Raw genomic sequence first — 23,610 nt, forward strand, 5'->3', positions numbered from 1 at the left:
CCGGCGCCGGCCCGGCACGGCGACACGACAGGAGCGGGACATGAGGACACGTCATCCTTCCGGCAGGGCGGAACGGGCCGCGCTCGCGGCCGCGGTGAGCGGTTCGGTGCTCCTCGCCGTGCTCGCGCCGGCATCGCCCGCACCGGCCGCCTCCTCGCGGCAGGTGCTGTCCTCCGAGCGGGCGGTGCCCCGGCCGTGCCACACCGCCCTGCTGCCGCCGCACACACCGGGCGTGGCCACGTACCCGATGACCGCCACGGCGGACGGCGTGCTGCGCGCCCGGCTCGCGCCCCTCGCCGGGGCGGAGGGCGACTGGGACCTCGCCGTCTTCGACGCGGACAACGGCACGCTCCTGGCGGCCTCGGCCGCGCCCCGCAGCCGTGAACTCGCCGAGGTATCCGTCGCCGGGGGCCGGCGCCTTGTGGTGCAGAGCTGCCGGAGGCTGGGGCCCGCGCGCACGGTGTCGCTGCGTGTGGACCTGTTGGCGCCGCCCCCGGGGAGCGGCCCGGCACCCGCCGCCGCTCGCACGGAAGGCGGCACTCCGCACCGCTCGGCGCTGCCGTCCGGACGGTCCGGCTACCGCCATCTGTACGAGTACGAGTACGAGCTCAAGGAACTCGCCCGCGCCCACCCGTCCCTCGTGCGCTCCTTCGTTCTGCCGCACCCGACGGTCGAGGGCCGGGACGTCTCCGGAGTCGAGGTGAGCAGCCACGCGCCGCACATCGCCGACGGCAAACCGGTGATGCTCACCCTGGGGCTGCACCATGCGACCGAATGGCCCAGCGGTGAGATCGCCCTGGAATGGGCCTATGAGCTGGTGCGCGGCTACCGCACGGATCCGTGGGTCCGAGGCCTGCTCGACCGGACCCGTGCCGTCGTCGTCCCGGTGGTGAACCCCGACGGGTTCTCGGTCTCCCGCCGGGCCACGCCCCGGGGTGACTTCACCCGCTTCGACTACGAGAACAAGCGCAAGAACTGCAGCGCCCTGGACGCCCCGCCCTCCCACACCTCGGGGCCGTGCGGGGCCAACCCCGCGGGCCGCGACCGCGGTGTGGACCTCAACCGCAACTACGCCGGGTTCTGGGGCGGTGTGGGCGGTGACCCGCAGTGGTACGCCGACCACTACCGCGGCCCCGCCCCCTTCTCCGAGCCCGAGACCCGCAATGTCCGCCATCTCGTCTCCACCCGGCAGGTCACCGACCTCGTCTCCCTGCACACCTACGGCAATCTGGTGCTGCGCCCGCCGGGAGCCCTCGACACCCGTCCGCCGCTGGACGAGCCGGCTTACCGGGCCCTGGGCGCGCGGCTGGCCTCCCGCACCGGCTACCGCAGCGAACCGGCCTGGAGGCTGTACGAGGCGACCGGTATGACGGAGGACTGGTCGTACTGGGCGACCGGAGGCTTCGGTTTCACCCTGGAGATCGGTCCCGCCAAGGCCCATGGCCCGTACGCGGACGCGGTCGTCGCCGAGTACACCGGCAGGGCTCCGGCGGCCGGCGCGGGCAAGGGCGGAAACCGCCAAGCGCTGTTCGATCTGCTCGCCCACACCGCCGACCCGGCCGCGCACGCGACGCTGACCGGCACGGCGCCCCGCGGCCACCGGCTGCGGCTCCACAAGACCTTCCGGACCCCGACCTCGCCGGTACGCGGGCCCGACGGCTCGACCGGGCCGCCGCTCCAGGTCACCGACACGCTCGTGTCGGACCTCGTCGCCCCCGGCGGCCGGTTCACCTGGTCCGTCAACCCCTCCACCCGGCCCTATGTCGCGGGACGGTACGGAAGGGACCCGCAGGGCCCGGCCCAGCCGGTGGCCGAGCTCGCCAATCCGCCCGGTCTGCCGCCCGAGAACACCGGGTTCCCGCAGGATCCGGCCGCGGACCGGGTCCCGTTCACCGTCCTCGGTCCGCCGGAGGCCGACGCCGGCCGGATGACCGTGTCGGTGTCCTGGACGTCGCCCCGCACCGACTGGGACCTCTATGTCCTCGACGCGGACGGCCGTCCCGTGGCTCAGTCCGTCACCGGCGCGGCCAACTCCGAACAGGCGGTCCTCTTCGACCCTCCCCCGGGCCGCTACACCGCCGTCGTCGTCAACTACGACCAGACGGAGACGGCCCCGGACGACTGGACGGGCCGGGTGACGTTCCAATCGCCGCTGCCCGCCACCTACGGCCCCTCGGAGTCGTACTCCCTCAGCTGCTCGGACCGCGCCGGGCGCACCCTCGGTATCACCGAGGTGCGGGTCGGGCGGGGTGAGCGCGTGGACCTGGGCGAGGTGTGTGCCCGGCCGGCGCGCGGCGCCGCGTTCACGCCGGCCCGGTCGGGCCGTGCCGCAGATAGGTGAGCACGGCGGTGACCCGGCGGTGCAGCTGGGACTCCTCCGCCAGGCACAGCTTGGCGAACGTCGAGTTCACGTGTTTCTCGATGGTCGACTCCGACAGCGACAGCGACTCGGCGATGGTCCGGTTGTTCATGCCCTGCGCCATCTGCCGCAGTACGTCGAGCTCGCGGCGGGTGAGCTGGGCCAGCGGTGAATCGGTGGTACGGATGTGGCTGCCGACCAGCACCTCCACGATGCGCGGATCGATCACCGAGCGCCCCGCGGACACCTCGCGCAGGGCGCGCAGCAGCTGATCGAGCTCGCCGATCCGCTCCTTGAGCAGATACGCCAGGCCGTCCGTACCGCGCTGGAACAGGGCGAAGGCGTACTGCTCGTTGGCGTGCTGCGACAGGACGACCACGCCGATGTCCGGGTGCCGTGCCCGGATGGAGTGTGCGGCGGTGATGCCTTCGGTGTGGTGGTCGGGAGGCATCCGGATGTCCGCGATGACCGCGTCGAGCCGGAACCGCTCGACCGCGTCGAGAAGTTCCCCGGCCGTGCCGACCGCCGCGACGACATCGACCTCGCCGGTGTCCTCAAGGAGCCGGCGGGTGCCCTCCCTGACCAGATAGTGGTCTTCGGCGATGACGATGCGCAGCCGCTCGGGGGCGGTCGTCTCGGGTGTGTTCCGGTCAGGCATGGGTCGTTTCCCTCCGCCGCTCGGTGAGCCGTGCATGGACGGTCGTGCCGCCCCCGGGCCGGGACTCGATGGACAGCTCCCCGCCCACCGCCTCGATCCGGTCGCGCATCCCGGTCAGCCCGGAGCCGAGCCGGGACCCGGCGGGGAAGCCGACTCCGTCGTCGCTGATGGCCAGGAGCAGGGCCGCTTCGGCGTGCGAGATACGGATGGTCACCCGGGCCGCGTCCGCGTGTTTGAGCACATTGGTCAGCGCCTCGGACACCAGGAAGAACGCGGACTCCTCGATCTCGGGCGCGAAGCGCCGCGCGCACACCGTGGGTTCCACATGGACGGTGACGGGGATCGGCAGCCGGCGGGCCCGGGAGGTCACCGCGGCGGCGAGGCCCTGGTCGGTCAGGACCGGGGGGTGGATGCCGTGCGCGAACTCCCGCAACTCGTCGATGACCCGGACGGCGTCCTCCTGGATCTCGGTGAGGGTGCTGTCCACGGTGCTGCCGCCGCCGCGCAGTTGATTGCGCGCCAGCCGTAACTTCGCCACCAGCGCCACGAGTTCCTGCTGGATCCCGTCGTGCAGCTGCCGCTCGATGCGTCGCCGCTCGGTGTCCTGGGCCTGCACTATCCGGGTCCGTGAGGCGTTGAGTTCGCTCGCCTGGCGCTGGACCTCGTCGACCCGCGCCGACAGTTCGGCCGTGAGCCGGGCGTTGTGCACGGCGAGCGCCGCCTGTCTGGCCAGTGTCTCGACCAGGTCCCGGTCCTCGGGGGTGAACCAGCCCTCGTCCTTGGGGCCGTACTCGATGAACCCGAGGATCTCCTCGCCGTGCCGAAGCCGCACCCCGGCCCGTGAGCCGATGTCGCCCGCGGCGCGGGAGCCGGCCGTCGCCACGGCGAAGGGCCCGTCCCCGGAATCGGCCGCGCCCAGCTCGACCCGTACCCAGCGCAGGTTGAGTCCCTCCCGCAGGCTGGTCGCCAGCTGCGGTGCCAGCCGTTTCACGTCGTAGGCGTGTTCCAGCGTGGTGCCGCACTGCACGAGCAGTTCGAAGTTGGAGGGGCGCGCCCCGAACACCCGGCGCGCCGCGAGCTGGTTCAGCCGCCCTCGCACCGGCTGGAACAGCATGGTCGCGCTCACCGCCACCAGGACGGCCAGACCGATGGGCAGGTACTGCCCCGCCGTCAGGCCCAACGCGGTGGTCATGCCCAGATACCAGCCGCCGATGATCAGCCAGAGCAGCCCGTACACCACGGGTTTGCGCAGGGCGATGTCCATGCCGGGCAGCAGATGCCGGAACCCGGCGTACACGACGCCGACCGAGATCAGCAGATAGGGCAGCGCCCCGAGCGCCGCACCGATGAAGTACGCGACTCCCGTCTCTCCCTGCCACATCCGGAACAACCGCGATGAGCCTCGCCCCAGCAGTACGGCGAACGCCGCCGCCGCGACCAGCGTCAGACGGCTGCTTCGGGCACCGCGGTCCCGCGCCGGCAGCAGGGACCGGACGAGCAGCAGGCCCGCGCCCACCGCCGGCAGCCACGCCTCCGGCTGCACCAGCAGCCGGGACAGCAGCTGTTCGGGAACGTCCGACGCCATCAGGGCCGGAGGGTAGAGCGTCAGCAGCCACAACGCACCGAGCAGGACACGCTCGTGGACGTACCGGTGACGCCCGTCCGGCAGCAGCGCCACCAGACGGACCAGCAGCACGCTCACGACCACGTCGATCGTCCTGGCCACCAGCACAGCGGTCCACACCAGCGGCGTGGGCGGGTTCCAGTCCGACGGCTCGACGAAGAGCGTCAGCGTGAAGCGGACGACCAACCCCAGCGCCGCACAGGAGCCGGCCGCCATCAGCCGCCGGGCCACCGGGTGCGCCGGAGCGCGCCACCACAGGAACAGCCCGGCCGCATAGCAGGGCAGCACCGCGCCCAGGCTCCATGCCAGCGTCCGCTCGGCGGAGATCCAGATGCCGCCGGCGGGCACCGCGTAGAGCAGTCCGAGCCCGCCGCACAGGGCGAGGACGCGGACCGGCCATCCGTGAACACCTGCCATCCCACGAGTTTCCCGGTCCCGCCGCACGGTGTACAGAAAGCCTGCCTCCATTCCCCCATGGCGGCAGACCTCCATACCGAAGCGAGGCCGCCCGGGTGCCGCGCGCCCGAGCGCCCGAGCACACTCGTCATGTCCGGGGTCCCGCCCCGGAGCTGGGGGGAGCACGATGACGATCACACCGACCGAGGAGTCCGGCCGTGCGGCGGGCTGTACCGGGGAGGACTGGACCGCCACGCCCGGCCTGTTGCGCCGGGCCGCGTCCAGGACCGATCCCATGGAACCGGCGCTCGGACAGCGACTGGGAATGACCTACCAGTTGCTGGGTGAGCCGGCCCGCGCCCTGGACGTCCACCGCAGGACCGCCCTCGCCGGAGCTGGGACCCCGGACGAGATCACGTCCCTTGCCTGGGCCGCCGCCGCGCACTGCGCACGGGGCAGGCTGCGCCCGGCCCGCGCGCTCGGACAGCTCGCCCTGCGGGCCTTGCGGCACTGCTGCGATCCCCGCGCCCAGGCCGTCACCCACGCCACCGCCGCGACGATCGCCGCGCTGGAGGGCCACGGCAGTCTCGCCGAGCACCACGCGGACCGGGCCAGGGAGGCGGCGCGTTCCTCGGGGGACGCGATGCTCCATCTGTTCGTCCATACGAGCCTGGCGGCGGAACGTCTTGAGCACGGCGCTTGCCGGGACGTCTGCGACACGCTCGGCACCGCGCTGCGGGCCCTGGGCGGGGACCATGGCGGCGTCGATGTGCCGCTGGTGCTGCTGGCCCGCTGTCGGCGTGGCTCCGCGCACCTGGCCCTCGGCGAACTGGACCGTGCGATCGCGGACTTCACCGGCGCGCTCGACGGCTACCAGCGGCTCGGCGAGTCCTTGGAGAGCGGCCCACTGGGCGCCGCGGCGCTGGTCGGCCTCGGGGACGCGCACCGGGAGCGCGGTGATCTGGGCCTGGCGCGGGCGGCCTATCAGGAGGCGGTGGTGCGCACGGAACACTCGGGCGACGCCCAGCTGCTGGCCTCGGCACTGACCGGTCTGGCGCTGACACGATGTGCCGACGCACCCGGTACCGCGGCCGTGCTGGCGCGCCGGGCGGCCGACGGGTGCGTGGGCCCGCAGCGGATCCGTGCCCTGCTCGCCGGCGGCTGGATCGCTCTCGCGGACAACCGCCCCGAGACGGCGGCCGAGGTGGCCCGGCAGGCGGCCGGGGAACCGGGTGCGCAGATCTCGCGGACGGTGTGCGCGGAGATCCTCGAACTGGAGGCGATGTGCCTGGCCGACGGGCGGGCACGGCAGCGGCTCCTCGACGACGCGGAGGCGTTGTGGGCCACGGCGCAGCGTCCGCTGGCGGTGGCACGGGTGGCCGTGGCCCGGGCGCGGCTGCGTCCCGCGCCGGCGCGGGGCCCGGTCCGGGCGTTGTGTGAAGCGACGCTCTGGCTGCGGCAGTTCGGCGTGTCGCCCGCGGCGGCCGAGGCAGCCGGTCTGCTCAACCGGGTCATGGCGGACCGGGAACCGTGCGTGAGCGTCCGCGTCCTGGGCGGCTTCCGGGTGATCCGGGACGGTGTACCGGTGGGTGCCGACGAGTGGCAGTCGAAGAAGGCCCGCGATCTGTTGAAGGTGCTGGTGGCCCGGCGCGGCCTGCCCACGTCCCGCGAGGTCCTGATCGACACCCTGTGGCCGGACGAGGATCCGGCCCGCTGCGCCAACCGTCTGTCGGTCGCCCTGTCGACGGTACGGCTCGTGCTCGACCCCGGACGCCGGATGCCGCAGGATCACTTCATCACCGCCGACAAGCATGTCGTCGGTCTGGCCCGGCTCCGCGTCGACGTACAGGAGTTCCTGGCCGCCGCCCGCCATGCGATCAGCGGTGCGCAGCGCACCGGAAGCGGCGCCTTCGCCTCCCTGGCCGCCGCCGAGGAGCTGTACCGGGGGGACGTCCTGGAGGACGAGCCGTACGCCCCGTGGGCGGCGGGCCTGCGCGAGGAGGCGCAGGCCGTCCATCTGGAGCTCCTCACCCAACTCGCCGCGGCCGCCGCCGAGAACGACGACCGCCACGCCGAGGCCCACTACCGCCTGCGGCTCCTGGAGCGCGACCCCTACGACGAGGACGCCCATCTCGGTCTGGTCTCCCTGCTGACCACCACGGGCCGCCACGGCGAGGCACGCCGCCGCTACCTCCTGTACGCCGCGGCGATGAACGAGATCGAGGTGACCCCGGCCGCCTTCCCGTCCGCCCGGCGCGGCACGGTGGCCGGGGCGGGGCGCGGGTGGTGATTCACGGCAGTTCGGGACGTACGAGAGCGCGGGCGAACGGCTCCCCGGTTCTGGAGCCGGCGAGGGGGCCGGACGGTGGGACGGGGGCGTGGACCTGCTGGGCGAAGCGACCTGGTGCGGCCCGCTCCGATGGGTGACCACGGGGCGCACGCTGCCTCAGACCGGCCTGTCCACGGCCCTGTACAACACGCTTCAGGCGAATGGTGCCGTGGTGCCGTGATCCCGAAGCGATGCGCTGCTCTGGGCGGGATTTGTATCCGGTGGGTATCAGGGAGCGCTTGGTTGCCCATCGAATCCGTGCGCCGGGCCACTGTGAGGGGGTGCACAGGGAGCTGGAGTGCCGTGGCCCCGGCAGCCGGCTGAGCCGTGCCGTCCCATCTGACCTGCGTGTTCGCGGAGGGAAGAGGCTGTGGGGGTGGGACGGGTGTCCTCTGTGTGAGGCAGTTGGCGCGCCTGGGTTCTGTCATATCGTTCATGTCAGGTCGCGAGCTGCGCATGAGTGCACACGGGACCGGTGCCCCACGACCGTCCGCACAGGAGTGATCCGCTCGTGTCCTCGTCCACCCCGGCTCCGGCCGCTCCGCCGCCTGTTCGCGTACTGCTGGTGGAGGACGACGAGCTGATGCGCCGGTCCTTCGCGCTCGCGCTGGAACGCTACGGCTACCAGGTGAAGACCGCTGCCGACGGGCTGGCGGGCCTTGAGTGCTTCCGCGACGAAAGCTTCGACCTGCTCATTCTGGACGTGATGCTGCCCGGTCTGGACGGGATCGGTCTGTGCCGCAGAGTCCGGGAGACCAGCCTGGTGCCGGTTTTGATGATGTCCGCTCGCGGCGACGGGCTCGACGTCGTCGCCGGTCTGGAGGCGGGGGCAGATGACTACGTGGTCAAACCCGTGGACACCTATGTGCTCGTGGCGCGTATCCGCTCACTGCTGCGGCGGGCGACGTACGCGCCCGCCCCAGGACCCGGGCGGCTCACAGGCGACGGGCCGCCACCGTCCGAGGGGATGTTGCTGGTCTTCGGCGACCTGACCATCGACACCGGCGGCATGGAGGTGTTCGTCTCCGGAAGCCCGGTGGCGCTGACCCCGACCGAGCTGAAGCTGCTGCTGGAATTCGCCGCCCACCCGGGCATCGTGCTGGAGCGGCACACCCTGCTGCGCAACGTCTGGGAGTACGGCTGGGACGGCGACAGCCGCGTCGTGGACCTGTGTGTGCAGCGGCTGCGCAGGAAGCTGGGCCGGGACCGGATCGAGACGGTCCGCGGCTTCGGCTACAAGCTCAGGCGCTGAGGCCGGTGCGCCCGCTGAACCGGCCGCGGCCCGCCCGTGTGCCCCTGCGCTGGAAGATCGCCGCGCTGGCCGCGGCCACGGCTTGTCTGGTCGCGGCGGCGGTGGGCGTGCTGGTGCACCTGTGGACCGCGCAGGACATCCGGAGCCGGGCCGAAGCACAGGTCTTCAACAGTGTGTACTCGGCCATGGACGCGTACCGGCGTACCGGAACTCTCACGGACGGTGCCGAGCTCGATCCGGCCGAGCTGCCCGCCGCACTGCGGCATCCGGCCGACGGCGACCGGCATACGGCCTACGACGGGCGCGTCAACGGGAACCTGGGCCCGAGCGTCTGGGCCGCCCAGCGGGTCGATGGCCCCGGCAGCCGGGTGCTGGCCGTTCGCGTCAACATGAGTTCGGAGCTCTACGGGCTGCGGCGGCTCGACGTGGTCATGGCGGTGGCCTCGCTGGCCGCACTCGCAGCAGCCACGCCCCTGGCGGTTTACGGGGCCGGGCTGCTCGGCCGCCGGCTGCGGCGGGTCTCCGAGACCGCGGGCCGGATCTCGGCCGGGGACCTGGATGCCCGGACCGGGCCCACCAAGGGCCGCGACGAGGTGGCCGACATCGCTGCCACCGTCGACCTCATGGCCGACAGTCTCAGCCGACGACTGCACACCGAGCGGCAGTTCACCGCGGACGTGGCCCACGAGCTGCGCACGCCCGTCGGCGGCCTGCTGGCCGCCGCCGACCTGCTGCCGCCCGGTGAGACGGAGGATCTGCTCCGGGCCGGGGTGCGCGACCTGCGCGGCCTGGTCGAGGATCTGCTGGAGATCTCCCGGCTGGACGCCGGCGCCGAACAGCCGGTCCGCGCCCATGTCCCGCTCGATGCGGTCGTCGCCGAGGCCGTGGCGCGCACCGGCCTCGACACAGAGGTCACCGCCGCCGACGCACAGTGCGCACCGACCACGCAGACCGTGGAGACCGACCCACGCCGCCTCGAACGGATCGTCAGCAACCTCGTCATCAACGCCCACCGGCACGGGGACACCCCGGTGCAGGTCACCGTCGAGGGCCGTACGGTCGTCGTGCGCGACAACGGCCCCGGCTTCCCCCCTGACCTGCTGCGGGGCGGCCCGCGCCGCTTCCACACGGGCGCGACGGAGCGCGGCTCGGGCCATGGTCTGGGCCTGACCATCGCCCTGGGCCAGGCCCGGCTCCTCGGCGCCGAGCTGCGCCTGGACAACGCCCCGGACGGCGGCGCCGTCGCCACGCTGCGCCTGCCGGACTGACCACCCGGCCCCTACAGAACCGATACGAAGCGGCGCGGACGCCGATACACGGCGGCCCAGGCACCGATACGTTCCCCGGACACCCTTCGACGTGCACCCTTTGGCACCCGAAGAGGAGTCCCCGTGACCGCCCCATCCCTTGGCACGCTCTCGCTGCACCCGACGACCGGGATCGCGGCCGCCACCACCGACCTGTCGAAGGTCTACGGCAGCGGCGAAACCCGTGTCGTCGCCCTGGACCGTGTCAGCATCGCCTTCCGGAAGGGCGAGTTCACCGCGATCATGGGCCCCTCCGGCAGCGGTAAGTCGACCCTGATGCACTGTGCCGCCGGGCTCGACTCGTTCAGCTCCGGCTCCGTCCGCATCGGCACCACCGAACTGGGCACGCTCAACGACCGGCAGCTCACCCAGGTGCGCCGGGACCGGATCGGCTTCATCTTCCAGGCGTTCAACCTGCTGCCGACGCTGACCGCGCTGGAGAACATCACGCTGCCGCTGACCATCGCCGGCCGCCGGCCGGAACGGGAGTGGCTGGACCGCGTGGTCTCCACGGTCGGCCTCTCCCAGCGCCTCGGCCACCGGCCCGGACAGCTGTCCGGCGGGCAGCAGCAGCGGGTCGCGGTGGCCCGCGCACTGATCTCCCGACCCGCGATCATCTTCGGCGACGAGCCCACCGGCAACCTCGACTCCCGCGCCGGGGCCGAGGTCCTCGGCTTCCTGCGCGACTCGGTGCGCGAGCTGGGCCAGACCGTGGTCATGGTCACCCATGACCCCGTCGCCGCCGGCTACGCCGACCGCGTGGTCTTCCTCGCCGACGGCCGCCTGGTCGACGAGATGACACATCCCACCCCGGACCGGGTCCTGGACCGGATGAAGGCCCTCGACACCCGCTCGCGCACGAGTTGACCAGCCCTCGCATACGAGCTGACTCACCGTCACACCGGAACCGTACCGGCCACCGGCTCGTATCCGCCGAGCCCGCCTCCCAGGCCCCACTCACCTGCGTCGCACGTCCCTGTACCCCCACATTCACGAAAGCTGCCCATGCTGAGAACAGCCCTGCGCAACGTCCTCGCGCACAAGGCCCGTCTGGCCATGACCGTCCTCGCGGTCTGCCTGGGCGTCTCGTTCGTCTCCGGCACCCTGGTCTTCGCGGACTCCTCCGCCGTGGCCTACCGCGCCGCCGCGTCGAAGAACTTCGCGGACATCGCGGTCACCGTGACCCCGAAGGATCCCCCACCAGGGGCGGCAGCGGACCAACACACCACCGTGCTCGACGACGCGCTCGCGAGGAAACTGGCCGATGTGCCCGGTGTCGCCGCCGTGCACCCGTCGGCCGACGGCTCGGCCACCCTGAACGCAGCGGATGGCACTCCGCTTCGGGCCGGCAAGACGTGGGCGAACCTGGCCGGCGCCTACATACCGGGCAAGGACGGCAAGGACGACAGCCGCTACCCGCTGGTCAAGGGCCACGCCCCACGGAACAGCGATGAACTCGCCGTGGACAGCGGCACCGCCGCCGCCGGCAGGTTCAGCATCGGTGACACGGTCACGCTGGCCACCGACGGCCCGGTCATGACGAAGCGGCTCGTGGGCCTCGTCTCCACCGAGGACACCCGGGTGACCGCCGGCGGCACCCTCGCGCTGTTCGACAAGGCGACCGCCCAGAAGCTGTTCGCCACCCCGGGCCACTACTCCTCGATCGACCTGTCCGCCACGCCCGGCACCAACGCCGTCGAGCTCGCCAACCTGGTCACCGCCCTGCTCCCGGCCGACCGGGCCGAGGCCACCAGCGGCACCGCCCGGGCCACCCAGCAGGCCACCTACGTCGACACCCTGACCCGCGGTTACGAGAAGCTGCCGCTGGTCTTCGCCGGGGTCTCCCTGTTCATCGGATCGTTCCTCGTCGTCAACACCTTCACCATGCTCGTGACGCGGCGCACCCGTGAGATCGCGCTGCTGCGAGCCATCGGAGCCGCGCGACGCCAGGTGGTCCGCTCCGTCCTCCTGGAGGCCCTCCTGATCGGCCTCGCCGCATCGGCGGCCGGTTTCCTGCTCGGCCTCGGCATCGCCTCCGTACTGCCCGACGTCCTGAGCACCGACGGGGACACGCTGCCCCACGGTCCCCTGGTGATCGGCCCTCGCCCTGTCGTTGCGGCGCTCGGCGTGGGCGTGGGTGTCACCGTGCTCGCCGCGTGGCTGCCGTCGCGCAGGGCCGCGAAGGTCGCGCCCATCGAGGCGCTGCGCTCGGCCGAGCAGCCGCCCTCCACCACCCGATCCCGCGTCCGTGCCGTGGTGGGCCTGGTCCTTCTCGTCCTCGGCGCCGGTCTGCTGATCTCGCTCTCGGGGGCGAAGGACGCCTCGGAGAAGAACCTGCGGGACGCCATGCTCGGCTGTGCCGTCCTCGTCGTCGCCATGATCATGTTGGCACCGCTTCTCGCCGCCCCGGTGATCCGGCTGACCGGCCGTCTGACCGGCCGCTTCGGAATCACCGGCCATCTCGCGCGGGAGAACGCGCTGCGCGACCCGCGGCGCACCGCGGCCACCGCCGCCACCCTGATGATCAGCACCGCACTGGTCGCAGGGCTCGCCGTCATCGGAAACTCCACCGGACAGGCTCTCGACCGCCAGGCCGCAGCCGGCCTCGACGCCGACTACGTGATCAGCACCCGCACCCCCACGACCGGCATCGACCCGGCTGCCGTACAGCGGGTGGCCGACACCCCCGGAGTGCGGACCGCAACCGCCGTCACGGACTCCACCCTGTTCATCGGCGGCGGTGTCCGGAGTATCTCCGGCGTCGACCCCGCCACCGTCAACGCCGTCATGAAGCTCGACTTCGCCAGCGGCTCCCTGAAAGACCTCGGACCGGGCCGTATCGCCGTCTCCAGCACCATCGCCAAGGAACACGGCTTGAGCGCGGGCGGCCGACTCAACGCCCACATCGGCCGAAACCAGGAGTTCAAGAAGTACACCGTCGTGGGCGTCTACAAGGACAACCCCACCGCCCAGGACGCACTCGGCGCCCGCAGTGAGGTGCAGCAGCACAGCTCCAAGCCCGGCTCCCTCCAGCGGATCCTCGTCCGCACCGACGACGGCGCGGTCTCGAAGATCACCGCGGACCGGCTGCGCTCCGCCGTGGGCAACAGCCCTCTGCTGAAGGTGCAGGACCGGGCGGAACTCGTCCACGAGGCCGCCGGCACCATGAGCAACCTGCTGACCCTGATGTACGGGCTGCTCGCCATCGGCGCCGTGATCTCCTCGCTCGGCGTCGTGAACACCCTGGCCATGTCCGTCGCGGAACGCACCCGCGAGATCGGCGTACTGCGCGCCATCGGCATGGACCGCGCCGGTATACGGCGGATGATCCGCCTGGAGTCGGTGACCGTCGCCGCCTTCGGCACACTGCTGGGCCTGGCAGGCGGGCTGTTCGGGGCCTGGACGGTCGGCGCGCTGGCCAACGGCGCAATGGCGGACTACTCCCTGGTGCTGCCCTGGGGCACGCTGCTCCTCGTGTGCCTGGTGTCCCTCGCGATCGGCACGCTCGCGGCTGCCGTCCCCGCCCGCCGGGCAGCCGCCCTGAGCCCGCTGGAAGCCGTCGCACAGTCGTGACGCACATCCTCCGGCCCGTCGCGCCACCCTCTCTCCGGAACCGATCGTCACCACCCGGGGCAGAGAACGGTCGCTTCAGCATCAAGGTCGTGCGCTGACACTCAACGCACATGCTCCGGGCCGAGCCTTACGAGGTTCGGCCCGGAGCGCCGTGCGTCACCGCGCCGACATGCGCGCCGGCGCCGGCGCCGCGCAAAGCAGCGGATCAGCGATGGAGAGGGAGAGGGGACGGAGGTCTTCGTGTCCCACCGTCACCGTCCCCCGTCACCCCGGACCATGCCGCTTCAGGGGATCGAGCTCCCGGCGCCGGCGGCTGATCGAGTCGGGGTCCCAGCCCGGCCGGGGAACGGATGCCAGCAGCAGCCGGGTATAGGGATGTCCGGGTGCCGTGAGCAGGTCCGCGACGGGCCGGTGTTCCATGGTCCGGCCCCGGTACAGGACGAGCGCCTCGTCGCAGACGTACCGGACGACGGCCAGGTCGTGGCTGACGAACACCAGGCCGATGCCGGTGTCGCGGCGGATGTCCGACAGCAGGTTGAGCACCTGTGCCTGCACCGACACGTCCAGGGCGGACACCGCCTCGTCGAGCACGAGCACGGCGGGTTCGACGGCCAACGCCCGGGCGATCGCCGCACGTTGGCGCTGCCCGCCGGAGAGCCTGCGGGGCAGCGCGGCCGCCTCGCGGTCGCCGAGGCCGACCTGGGCCAGCAGCTCCCTGGCGCGGGCCGTCCGGGCCGCGCGGTCGTGGAGCCCGTGCAGGCGCAGCACCCCGTCGATGGTCGCGCCGATGCTGATCCGCGCGTCCAGCGAGAGGTAGGGGTCCTGAAAGACGATCTGGACCGCCTTGGCCCGGGCCAGCCGGGCCTCCTTCCCGCGTACGGTCGCGGCCAGCGGCTCGCCCTGGACCAGGATCCGTCCCGCGTCCGGGCGTTCGAGGCCGATCAGCATCCGGGCCGTGGTGGTCTTGCCGGAACCCGACTCCCCGACGATGCCGAGCGCCCCGCCGGCCCGTACGGAGAACGACAGGTCGTCGACCGCGACGACCTCCGCCGCTCCCGTCCGGTAGGTCTTGCGCAGTCCGCTCACCTGGAGCAGCGGGCGCGCTGCGGGGGTGGGATCGGTGGTCAACTGTCCTCCTTGCTCGGCGAGAGGGAGCCGGCTGCCGCCACGGCGACCGCGCCGGGCGTAGCGGTGAGTTCGTGGGCGCGGTGGCAGGCGACCAGGGCCGGGCCCTGCCGTTCCAGTGGCGGCGGTGACTGGTCGCAGTGTCCGGGCCGGGCGAAGCGGCAGCGGGACGCGAAGGAGCAGCCGGGCGCGGAGTCCAGCAGGCCCATCGGAGCCCCGGGGATCGGGGTGAGGCGGGCGACCGGTCCGTCCGGCGCCGACAGGGGCGGGGACGAGCCGAGCAGGCCGGCGGTGTACGGGTGGCGGGGTGCGGCGAAGAGTTCGGCCGTGGTCGCCGTCTCGACGATCCGCCCGGCGTACATCACGTAGATCCGGTCGCAGGCGGCGGCTGCGAGTTCGATGTCGTGGGTGATGAGGAGCAGGCCCAGGCCGTGTTCGCGTTGCAGCTTTCCCAGGATGGCCATGATCTCGGCCTGGGTGCTGACGTCGAGGGCGGTGGTCGGTTCGTCGCACAGCAGCAGCCGGGGTTCGGCGGTGAGCGCGGCGGCGATCATGACGCGCTGGAGCATTCCGCCGGAGAGTTCGTGCGGGTACTGATTCAGGTGCCGGGCGGGGTCCGGCAGGCCGACCGCGGTGAGCAGTTCGACGGCCCGGGCGTTCGCCCGGTCCTTGGACCAGCCACGGCCCAGGCGCAGCGACTCGGTGAGGAAGTCCCCGATGCGGCGCACCGGGTTGATGCCGGCCCGGGGGTCCTGGAAGATCATGGACGCCTTGGTCGTGCGCACTGCGCGCAGACTCGCGGCGTCGGCGCCGACCAGGTCGGTCCCGTCGACACGGACCCGGCCGTCGATCCCGGCGCCGGCCGGGAACAGGCCGAGGGCGGCCCGGGCGGTGACCGACTTCCCGGAGCCGGATTCGCCGACCAGGGCGACGACCTCGCCGGCAAAGACGCTCAGGCTGATGCCGTCCAGCACCGGGCGGGCCATCCCGGGCAGGGCGATGCTCAGGGACTCGTATTCGAGCAATGCCATCAGGAGTCCCTCCCTGCGAGCCGGTCGCCGAGGCTCTCCCCGACGACATTGAAGGCGACGACGACCAGGACGACCGCGACAGCCGGCACGATCGCGGACAGTGGCTCGCCTTGCAGAACGGCGGCCTGACCCTGATTGATCATCGCGCCCCAGTCGGGTGTCGGCGGCTGTACGCCAAAGCCCAGGAACGACAGGGCGGCGAGGTCGAGCAGCGCGTATCCGAAGTTCACCGTCGACTGCGCGAGCACGGTCGGGCCGATGTTCGGCAGCAGTCTGCGGACCGCGACGAACATCGCGGAGTGCCCCTGCACGCGGTAGGCGGCGATGTAGGGCCGGGCCTTCTCCTGCACGGCCAGGCCGCGCACCAGGCGGGCGGTGTACGGCATGTAGGCGATCGCCATGGCGAGCACCGGCGCCGTCATCCCCTTGCCGAAGATGGCCACCGCGAGGATCGCGAGGAGCAGCGCGGGGAAAGCGAACACGATGTCGAGCATCCGGCCGACGACGGTGTCGATCCACCCGCCCCGCCAGGCGGTGAACAGGCCGACGGCGATGCCCGTCACGGTGGAGAACAGCACCACCGCGAGCGGCCCGGCGAGGCTGGTACGAGTTCCCTCGATCAAGGCCGAGAAGGTGTCGTGCCCGCCCTGGTCGGTCCCCAGCCAGTGGTCGGCGCTCGGGCCCGCGAGGCCGGCGCCCAGACCGCCGAAGGTCGGATCCTGGGGCGCCAGCCAGGGCGCGAACAGCGAGACCAGGACGAACAGGACCAGGAGGAGCAGGCACAGGCGCTGGAGCCAACCGCCGCCCAGGGCCCGGAGCCGGGTGAGCGGGCCGCGCACCACACCTGCGATCTGTGCGCTCATCGTGCACTCCCCGCTGCCGCCACACGCGGATCGATCAGCGGATGCACCAGGTCCACCAGGGCGTTGACCACGACGAACGCGGCCACCACGAGCAGGACGATCGCCTGCACCACCTGGAAGTCCAGCTGGTTCACCGACTGCACCAGCAGGGACCCCACGCCCGACATGCCGAACGCGGTCTCCACGATCGCGGTGCTCACCAGCATCCCCGAGACCAGCAGCGCGGAGACCGTGACGATCGGTCCGAGCGCGTTGCGCAGCACATGACGCCGGATCACGGTCCGGCGCGGTGTGCCCCGGCTCAGCGCGACCTCGACGTGCTCGCGGCGCAGCTCGTCCAGCATCGCCGAGCGGGTCACGCGGGTCACCAGGGCCATGAAGGTCACGGACAGGGCCACCGCGGGAAGGACGACGTGGTGCAGTCTGTCGAGTACGCCGCTGCCGTTCCCGATGGTGGGGAACCAGCCGAGCCGTACCCCGAACACCGACCTCAGCAGCAGTGCGGCGACGAAGGCGGGGGCGGCGGCCCCCACCGTCACCAGCAGCATCAGCGTCGCGTCGGTACGTGTGCCCCGTCGCAGCGCCCCGACCATGCCGGCTGCGACGCCCACCACCGCGATCATCAGCGCCGACACCCCGACCAGCAGCAGGGAGGCCGGCAGGCGCGACCAGATGACCGAGCTGACGTCCTGGTGGAAGAGGTAGGACCGGCCGAAGTCGCCGTGGAGCACGCCCTCCAGCCACTGCCCGTACCGGACCAGGAACGGCTCGTCGAACCCGTACTGCCGCCGGATTTCGGCGAGTTCCTGCGGGCTCGCGCTGCGTCCGCGCACCAGGAAGCTCGCCGGGTCGCCCGGCGCCAGGTACAGCGAGGAGAACACCAGGAACGAGGTGACCAGGAGGGTCGCGGCCATCCCGGCCAGTCTGCGCAGAGCCCGTAGCGCCCGCGCTATTGCGCCTCTCATCCCTTCGCCCCGATCTCGGCCGCCCACGGGTAGTAGAGGTAGGCGATCGACGGCTGGACGCCGGTGATCCGCTTGCCGAGGAAGACGCTCACGGGCTGTGTGTACAGGGGCAGCCAGGGCAGTTCCTTCATGGCGATCTGCTGGGCCGCCGCGCTGGCGGCGGCGTGCGCGGCCGGGTCGTAGGTGCCGACGGCCCGGTCGACGGCCGCGTCGAAGCGGGGGTCGGACCAGCCGCCGTAGTTGGTGAACGCGCCGGTCCGCAGGGAGCCGTACATGTCCAGCGGGTCGGTGATCGACGTGTACCAGAAGGTGAGGAAGAGGTCGATGCCCTTGCGGGCGGCCGGGTCGGTGAAGAGCGTCGAGTACTTCTCCGCGGAGAGGGTGTCGATCCGGGGCTTCAGCCCGATGGCCGTGGCCGCCTGGGCGACGGCCTGGGTGATGATCGTCGTCTGGGAGTCCAGCGGACTGGTCGCGATCACGATCTGCTGGCCGTTCACTCCGGTCTTCGCGGCGAGCTTCTTGGCCTTGGCCGGGTCGTACGGGTAGCTCGGCAGGTCCTTGAGGAGGCCCTTACGGGTCGCGGCGGGCACGTCGTGCCAGAGGTTCTCGGTGACCAGCGAGTCGGCGACCTCGCCGGCCCCGCCGACTCCGGCCTTGATGATGCCCTTGCGGTCGATGGCCATGAGCAGGGCCTGGCGCACCTTGGCGTCGCCCAGCGGGCCCTTGAGGTTGCTGACCACCTCGTCGGCGACGGTGGTGTTCCGGCCGAAGTACAGCGTTCCGGCCTGGGACGACCGCAGTTGGGCGTACGCGCCGGGCGGGACCATCCAGCCGCCGTCGACCTCACCGCTCTGGAAGGCGTTGACACGGGTCGTCGGGTCGCCCAGGAACACGAACTTCGCCTGGCGCGCCTTGGCCTTGAGCTTGGGGTTCCAGTAGCCGTCGAACCTCTTGAGCACGAGTGACTGGCCCGGGGTCCAGGAGGAGAACGAGAAGGGGCCGGTGCAGTTCACGCCGCCCTTGGGGCTGCCGTAGTCCTTGCCGGCCTTGGCCAGGGTGGCGGCGGACTCGACCGTGCCGGGACTGGCGGCCAGGTACTTGTTGAAGGTGGAGTCCGGCTTCGCCAGCGTGACGGTGACCTCCAGCGGGCCGCTCTTGGCGACCGACCTCACGTTCCGGAACGGATAGGCCCAGACGCCGGCCGTGGCGGGGTCGAGGTTGCGGCGCAGCGAGGCGACGACATCGTCCGCGGTGAGCACCGTCCCGTCGTGGAAGCGCACGCCGGGCCGGATCTTGTAGACCCAGGTGGTGGGCGTCGGATTGGCGTACGAGGCCGCCAGGTTCGGCGAGGTCGTCAGGTCGGGGTTCCAACGGAGCAGGCTCTCGCAGACGTTGGCGAGAATCTGGTTGGGCGGGTAGTCGAACGCGTAGGCGTAGTCGATCGAGGTCGGCTCGGCGAAGAGCGACCAGGTGAAGGAGTCCAGCTCGCCGGTGGCGGCGGGCGTCCGGTCCGTGAGCCGGTACGCGGCGGTTCCGCCGTCGCCCTGGCCGGGGTGCGCGGTGCCGCTGCAGGCGCTCGTGATGAGCACCGCGGCCGCCGCGAGGAAGGTCCGTACGGTGTGACGGAACGGTCGTGGCTGCCGCCGCGATCTCGCTCTGGCTGAGGGCATCGTCTACCTCCGTCTGGGGTGGGCTCGGTGAAGTGCGTGATCAGTCGGTCGCGGCGAAGACGAGTTGCCCGTCGATGTAGGTACGGCTCACCCGGGTGTCGGCGATCTCCAGAGGGGGGTGCGCGAAGGGGTCGCGGTCGAGGACGACGAGATCCGCGTACTTGCCCGCCTCGACGGTGCCGGTCACCTCGTCGAGGTGGTTCACCCAGGCGCTGCCCGCGGTGTAGGCGGTCAGCGCCTGGGCCAGGGTCAGGGCCTGCTCGGGGAAGAACGGGGCACAGGGCTCCGGTGTCCCGGGCGCGTTCGGCGCCTCGACGGGTACGGCGCGGTTGACGGCGACATGGATGCCCCACAGCGGGTTGGGGCTGCTCACCGACCAGTCGCTGCCGGCGACCAGCCGGGCTCCGGCGCGCTTCAGGTCCCCGAACGGGTACTGCAGGGCGGCGCGTTCGGGCCCCAGGAACGGGATCGTCAGCTCGTCCATCTGCGGTTCGTGCGCAGCCCACAGTGCCTGGATGTTCGCGGCGACGTCCAGGCTCGCGAAGCGTCCGATGTCGTCGGGGTGGACGAGCTGGAGGTGGGCCATGTGGTGGCGGTTGTCGTTGACGCCGTTGGCGGTGCGGGCCGCGGCGAGTGCGTCGAGGGCCTCGCGGACGGCGCGGTCCCCGAGGGCGTGGAAGTGGACCTGGAAGCCCGAGCGGTCGAGCGCGCACACCGCCTCGGCGAGCAGGCCGGGTTCGATGAAGCTCAGCCCGGAGTTGGCGGTGGCGCAGCCGCAGCCGTCGAGGTAGGGATCGAGCATTCCGGCGGTGAAGTTCTCGGCGATGCCGTCCTGCATGATCTTCACGCTGGTGGCGTTGAAGCGGCCCACCTGGCCGGTGCGGCGGCGCTCCTCCAGTTCGGGAAGCTGTTCCAGGCCGTGTTCGCGGTCCCACCAGAGAGCTCCGACGACGCGGGCGCGCAGCGAGCCTTCACGCGCCGCGCGCAGGTAGACGTCGAAGTTGTCGGGGTTGCCGGGGAAGACGCCGATCATGGCGTCCTGCCAGCCGGTCACCCCGAGGGCGAACAGGTGCTCCTGCGCGGCGAGCAGCCCGGCGTATGCCTCGTCCGGCGTCGCGAGGGGCATGTGCCGGCCGACCAGGTCCATGGCGCCCTCCTGGAGGGTGCCGGCCGGAGCGCCGTCCGGCTCCCGCTCGATCCGGCCGTCCGCCGGGTCGGGGGTGTGGCGGTCGATGCCCGAGAGCTCCAGCGCGCGGGAGTTGGCCCAGGCGCCGTGGCCGTCCCGGTTGGTGAGCATGACGGGCCGGTCCAGCACCACCGCGTCGAGCATGCCGCGCGTCGGCGTGCCACCGGGGAAGATGTCCATCGACCAGCCGCCACCGCGGATCCAGGCCGCGTCCGGGTGGTCCTTGGCGTACTGGGCCACCACCGCCAGATAGCCGTCGACGGAGCGCTGATCGCTCAGGTCGCAGCCGAGCATCTGGACCCCGGCCACCACAGGGTGGACATGGGCGTCCTGGAACCCGGGGACGAGCAGGCCGCCCGCGAGGTCGACGACCTCCGTTGCCGCGTCCGCGAGCGACCACACCGTGGCCGCGTCGTCGACGGCGAGGATCCGGCCGCCCCCTACGGCGACGGCGGCGTCCACCGGCGCCGGCCCGGTCCCGGTGAAGACCCGGCCTCCCACGAAAACGGTGTCGGCCCGCTGGCTGGTGTTCGCCATCAACGCATCCTCCGGCTCGGCGGGCGGACCCGCTGGCTTGTTGTTGAGGAGGAGTGAACGGCAGCGCAACGTTGTTGTCAACGGTGTTGCGCTGCCTCGATTTCCGATCGCTACACTGGCCGCACCATGCCGAAATCACCCGCAACCACCGCCCGCAGCAAGCGCGCGGGCAGCCAGCTCACGCCCGACGCCATCATCGAGGCGAGCCTGCGCATCGCGGCTCGCGGAAGCGAGGACGCCTTCACCGTCCGGCGCCTCGGCGAGGAGCTCGGCGCCGACCCGACCGCGATCTACCGGCACTTCCGCGACAAGGACGAGCTGCTGCTGTCCGTTGCGGACCGCACGCTCGGCGAGGTGCTCGACAGCATCCCCGAGGGCCTCGACTGGAAGGGGCGCATCCGGGCGCTCGCCGCCGGCTCGCTGGAGGTCGCCCTCAGATATCCGGTGGTGGGCTCGACCATGGCCAGCCGGACCACCCGGCGGCCCAACGAGTTCCGGGTCGTCGAACTCATCATCGGAGCCGTCATGGAGGCCGGGCTCCAGGGCGCCGAGGCGGCCGTCCACTACCGCATGGTCGGTGAGTCGCTCCTCGCCTTCGTCGGCCAGCGCGCCGCCCACCTGCTGTTCGACGCGGACATCCGGGCGGCCGACGAGTCCGCCTGGAGCCGCGAGTACCGCCTGGTCGACGCGCAGGCATTCCCGAACATCACCCACCTGAGCACCGAGCTCGCCGAGGTGACGGACGAGCAGATCTTCCAGGTCAGGGTCGAGGCCCTGATCTCCGCGATCGAGAAGCGGGTCGAGACCCTGCGCGGGGCGTAGGGCCCGCCACCGCCACCGCACCCGACACCACGCCCTTCCCCGGCTTCCCCAGCAATCGGCGCAACACCGTTGACAACGGTGTTGCGCCGACTGTTCACTCCCCCTCAGCCCGCGTGCCGCGCTCTTCGGATCGTCCGAGCGAAGAGCTGCCACCAGGATTCCGAGAAGAGGGATCACATGCACAAGGAAGCTGCCTCACCGTCCCGCCCCGCCACCGTCGCCCCGCCCAGGTCCGTCGACCGATCCGGTATCCCCGATCCGCTGCGCCTCACCTTCTCGATGCACGCCGAAGCACGCCGCCGCCGTATGCCCGTCGCGGAGGTCGTCGGCGAGAGCATCGAGAACACGCGCCGGGAGCAGACACGCCGCGCCGAGGGACAGGCCGCGGAATCCGGCCGTACGATCAGCCGCCGCCGGATCCTCGGCGCGGCGGCCGTCACGGCCGCCGCCGCGGCGCTGCCCGGCGGACTGCTCGCCCCGCACCGGGCATCGGCGGCGACCGGACCGCGCATCGTGATCATCGGCGCGGGTCTCGCGGGACTCCGCTGCGCGCACCGGCTGTGGACCCAGGGCAGCCCGGTCGCCGCCACCGTCTACGAGGCGAACACCACCCGCATCGGCGGCCGTTGCTGGTCCCTGCGCGGCTTCTTCGACGACGGCCTCCTCAGTGAGCACGGCGGGTCGTTCATCAGCTCGACCGACACCCCGATCCTCAACCTGGCCCGCGACCTCGGCCTCAGACTTGAGCGCGCCAACGGCGGCGAGCTGGGCGGCGGGGACTACGCCGCCTGGGTCGGCAACACCTCCTACCCCGGAGCCCAGCAGCAGGACGACTGGGTCGCCGAGGCGTACGACGCCTTCAGCGCCTCGTACGCCGCGGCCGGCACCGCGCGCTACAACAGCTACACCCCGGAGGCCCACCGCCTGGACCAGCTGTCCTGTCTGGACTACCTCGACGAGATCGGTCTGGCCTCCGGCTCCCGGCTCGGCCAGGTGATCCAGGCCCTCCAGCTCCAGTCGGGCGGTGAGCCCGCCGAGGCTTCCGCGCTGGGGATGATCGGCTTCCTCGGGGCCTCGTCCGTCTTCGCCGGCGGGCGCGGCTTCGATGAGAAGTACCACCTCGTCGGCGGCAACGACCAGCTCGTCAGCGGGATGGCAGCACAGCTTCCGCCCGGAACCGTCCGCCAGGGATGCGAACTGATCGCCCTGCGCCAAAACAGCGACAACACGTACACCTGCACGTTCGACCACGCCGGCAGCACGGTCTCCGTTCCCGCCGACCATGTGGTGCTGGCCCTGCCGTTCAGCACCCTGCGCGCTGTCGATCTCTCCGGGGCGAACCTGTCCTCACTCAAGCTGACCGCCATCCAGCAGCAGGGAATGGGCCAGAACGCCAAGCTCGTGACCCAGCTGTCGACGAAGACCTGGCCGCACCTCGGCTACAACGGCGTCAGCAACACGGGCCCGCTCGGCTACCAGACGGCCTGGGACGGCTCGGTCGACCGCGGACCCAACGGATCGCCCGCGCTGCTGGTCAACTTCCCGGGCGGGAACACGGCCCGCGACACGCTCACGGGAGCCGCCCACGGCCCGGCCCCCGCCGCGGACGTGAACTGGTTCCTGTCCCAGATCGAGCACCTGTTCCCCGGCACCACGGCGGCCTTCACCGGCAAGGCGTACGAGGACCACTGGTCGCGCGATCCCTGGTCCCTGGGCGCGTACCACTACTACAAGGTCGGCCAGTACACCTCGATCGCAGGCTGCGAAGGCCTGCAGGAAGGCCGCATCCACTTCGCGGGCGAGCACACCGATGTCGACAACTCCACCCTGAACGCGGCCGTGGCCTCCGGCGAACGCGTCGCGACGGAGATCGCCGCCCAGATCTGACGATCGGTCGGCGCCTGCCGTGAGGT

At 71.9% G+C, this 23,610-nt stretch carries 16 protein-coding genes; 8 read left to right on the forward strand and 8 right to left on the reverse strand.

Annotation, left to right across the window (positions count from 1 at the left end; genetic code table 11):
• Positions 1 to 40 precede the first annotated feature (40 nt).
• A complete protein-coding gene (locus tag DY245_RS05960; RefSeq protein ID WP_128504284.1) occupies positions 41 to 2,341 on the forward strand; it encodes a M14 family metallopeptidase in 2,301 nt (766 codons plus the stop codon).
• Here DY245_RS05960 and DY245_RS05965 read toward each other — a convergent pair.
• Complete coding sequence (locus DY245_RS05965; RefSeq protein WP_128504286.1) at positions 2,304 to 3,017, reverse strand: response regulator; 714 nt, start codon at positions 3,015 to 3,017, stop codon at positions 2,304 to 2,306. The genes DY245_RS05960 and DY245_RS05965 overlap by 38 nt on opposite strands.
• Positions 3,010 to 5,058, reverse strand: coding sequence for a sensor histidine kinase (locus DY245_RS05970; protein WP_181923538.1), 2,049 nt, complete (start codon positions 5,056 to 5,058; stop codon positions 3,010 to 3,012). The genes DY245_RS05965 and DY245_RS05970 overlap by 8 nt, the downstream gene beginning before the upstream one ends.
• Positions 5,059 to 5,224: 166 nt before the next feature.
• On the opposite strand from DY245_RS05970, the gene DY245_RS05975 reads away from it, so the two are divergent.
• The 5 genes from DY245_RS05975 (at position 5,225) to DY245_RS05995 (ending at position 13,498) form a co-directional block, all read left to right on the forward strand.
• Positions 5,225 to 7,327: an ATP-binding protein gene (locus DY245_RS05975; RefSeq protein ID WP_128504291.1), complete on the forward strand. Its 2,103-nt coding sequence runs from the start codon at positions 5,225 to 5,227 to the stop codon at positions 7,325 to 7,327.
• A gap of 550 nt (positions 7,328 to 7,877) precedes the next feature.
• The gene (gene cseB / locus DY245_RS05980; RefSeq protein ID WP_128504293.1) at positions 7,878 to 8,618 is read left to right on the forward strand and encodes a two-component system response regulator CseB; all 741 of its coding nucleotides are present in this window, start codon (positions 7,878 to 7,880) and stop codon (positions 8,616 to 8,618) included.
• Positions 8,619 to 8,623: 5 nt separating this feature from the next.
• Positions 8,624 to 9,886, forward strand: coding sequence for a sensor histidine kinase (locus tag DY245_RS05985; protein WP_425329350.1), 1,263 nt, complete (start codon positions 8,624 to 8,626; stop codon positions 9,884 to 9,886).
• 153 nt (positions 9,887 to 10,039) lie between these two features.
• Positions 10,040 to 10,792: an ABC transporter ATP-binding protein gene (locus DY245_RS05990; protein ID WP_128504361.1), complete on the forward strand. Its 753-nt coding sequence runs from the start codon at positions 10,040 to 10,042 to the stop codon at positions 10,790 to 10,792.
• Positions 10,793 to 10,930: 138 nt separating this feature from the next.
• Positions 10,931 to 13,498: an ABC transporter permease gene (locus tag DY245_RS05995; protein WP_128504295.1), complete on the forward strand. Its 2,568-nt coding sequence runs from the start codon at positions 10,931 to 10,933 to the stop codon at positions 13,496 to 13,498.
• A 264-nt stretch (positions 13,499 to 13,762) separates the two neighbouring features.
• On the opposite strand, the gene DY245_RS06000 is transcribed toward DY245_RS05995, so the two are convergent.
• The 6 genes from DY245_RS06000 to DY245_RS06025 are packed head-to-tail and all read right to left on the reverse strand — an operon-like array spanning position 13,763 to position 20,875.
• On the reverse strand, positions 13,763 to 14,626 hold the full coding sequence (locus DY245_RS06000) for an ABC transporter ATP-binding protein (protein ID WP_128504297.1): 864 nt from the start codon (positions 14,624 to 14,626) through the stop codon (positions 13,763 to 13,765).
• On the reverse strand, positions 14,623 to 15,654 hold the full coding sequence (locus tag DY245_RS06005) for an ABC transporter ATP-binding protein (protein WP_128504299.1): 1,032 nt from the start codon (positions 15,652 to 15,654) through the stop codon (positions 14,623 to 14,625). Before DY245_RS06005 ends, DY245_RS06000 begins: the two co-directional genes overlap by 4 nt.
• Positions 15,654 to 16,517, reverse strand: coding sequence for an ABC transporter permease (locus DY245_RS06010; protein WP_128504301.1), 864 nt, complete (start codon positions 16,515 to 16,517; stop codon positions 15,654 to 15,656). Before DY245_RS06010 ends, DY245_RS06005 begins: the two co-directional genes overlap by 1 nt.
• Positions 16,514 to 17,482: an ABC transporter permease gene (locus DY245_RS06015; protein WP_128504303.1), complete on the reverse strand. Its 969-nt coding sequence runs from the start codon at positions 17,480 to 17,482 to the stop codon at positions 16,514 to 16,516. Before DY245_RS06015 ends, DY245_RS06010 begins: the two co-directional genes overlap by 4 nt.
• On the reverse strand, positions 17,479 to 19,152 hold the full coding sequence (locus DY245_RS06020; RefSeq protein ID WP_244942852.1) for an ABC transporter substrate-binding protein: 1,674 nt from the start codon (positions 19,150 to 19,152) through the stop codon (positions 17,479 to 17,481). Before DY245_RS06020 ends, DY245_RS06015 begins: the two co-directional genes overlap by 4 nt.
• 40 nt (positions 19,153 to 19,192) lie before the next feature.
• Positions 19,193 to 20,875 carry an amidohydrolase gene (locus tag DY245_RS06025; protein WP_128504306.1) on the reverse strand — a complete coding sequence of 561 codons (1,683 nt, stop codon included), beginning with the start codon at positions 20,873 to 20,875 and terminating at the stop codon, positions 19,193 to 19,195.
• A gap of 126 nt (positions 20,876 to 21,001) precedes the next feature.
• Between DY245_RS06025 and DY245_RS06030 the strand changes: the two genes are divergently transcribed.
• Positions 21,002 to 21,697 (forward strand): TetR/AcrR family transcriptional regulator, encoded by a 696-nt coding sequence (locus DY245_RS06030; protein ID WP_128504309.1) that lies wholly within the window; start codon positions 21,002 to 21,004, stop codon positions 21,695 to 21,697.
• Between the two features lie 177 nt (positions 21,698 to 21,874).
• Entirely contained in the window at positions 21,875 to 23,584 is a 1,710-nt protein-coding gene (locus DY245_RS06035) for a flavin monoamine oxidase family protein (protein ID WP_128504311.1), read from the forward strand.
• Positions 23,585 to 23,610: the final 26 nt, after the last annotated feature.

The sequence above is a fragment of the Streptomyces inhibens genome (genome assembly GCF_003389455.1).
GTDB lineage: Bacteria > Actinomycetota > Actinomycetes > Streptomycetales > Streptomycetaceae > Streptomyces > Streptomyces inhibens.

What these genes read in the sequence shown, in the direction of transcription:
- DY245_RS05960 (WP_128504284.1), top strand. Translation starts at nt 41, where the DNA reads ATGAGGACACGTCATCCTTCCGGCAGGGCGGAACGGGCCGCGCTCGCG.
- DY245_RS05965 (WP_128504286.1), bottom strand. Translation starts at nt 3,017, where the DNA reads ATGCCTGACCGGAACACACCCGAGACGACCGCCCCCGAGCGGCTGCGC.
- DY245_RS05970 (WP_181923538.1), bottom strand. Translation starts at nt 5,058, where the DNA reads ATGGCAGGTGTTCACGGATGGCCGGTCCGCGTCCTCGCCCTGTGCGGC.
- DY245_RS05975 (WP_128504291.1), top strand. Translation starts at nt 5,225, where the DNA reads ATGACGATCACACCGACCGAGGAGTCCGGCCGTGCGGCGGGCTGTACC.
- DY245_RS05995 (WP_128504295.1), top strand. Translation starts at nt 10,931, where the DNA reads ATGCTGAGAACAGCCCTGCGCAACGTCCTCGCGCACAAGGCCCGTCTG.
- DY245_RS06005 (WP_128504299.1), bottom strand. Translation starts at nt 15,654, where the DNA reads ATGGCATTGCTCGAATACGAGTCCCTGAGCATCGCCCTGCCCGGGATG.
- DY245_RS06010 (WP_128504301.1), bottom strand. Translation starts at nt 16,517, where the DNA reads ATGAGCGCACAGATCGCAGGTGTGGTGCGCGGCCCGCTCACCCGGCTC.
- DY245_RS06015 (WP_128504303.1), bottom strand. Translation starts at nt 17,482, where the DNA reads ATGAGAGGCGCAATAGCGCGGGCGCTACGGGCTCTGCGCAGACTGGCC.
- DY245_RS06020 (WP_244942852.1), bottom strand. Translation starts at nt 19,152, where the DNA reads ATGCCCTCAGCCAGAGCGAGATCGCGGCGGCAGCCACGACCGTTCCGT.
- DY245_RS06025 (WP_128504306.1), bottom strand. Translation starts at nt 20,875, where the DNA reads ATGGCGAACACCAGCCAGCGGGCCGACACCGTTTTCGTGGGAGGCCGG.
- DY245_RS06030 (WP_128504309.1), top strand. Translation starts at nt 21,002, where the DNA reads ATGCCGAAATCACCCGCAACCACCGCCCGCAGCAAGCGCGCGGGCAGC.
- DY245_RS06035 (WP_128504311.1), top strand. Translation starts at nt 21,875, where the DNA reads ATGCACAAGGAAGCTGCCTCACCGTCCCGCCCCGCCACCGTCGCCCCG.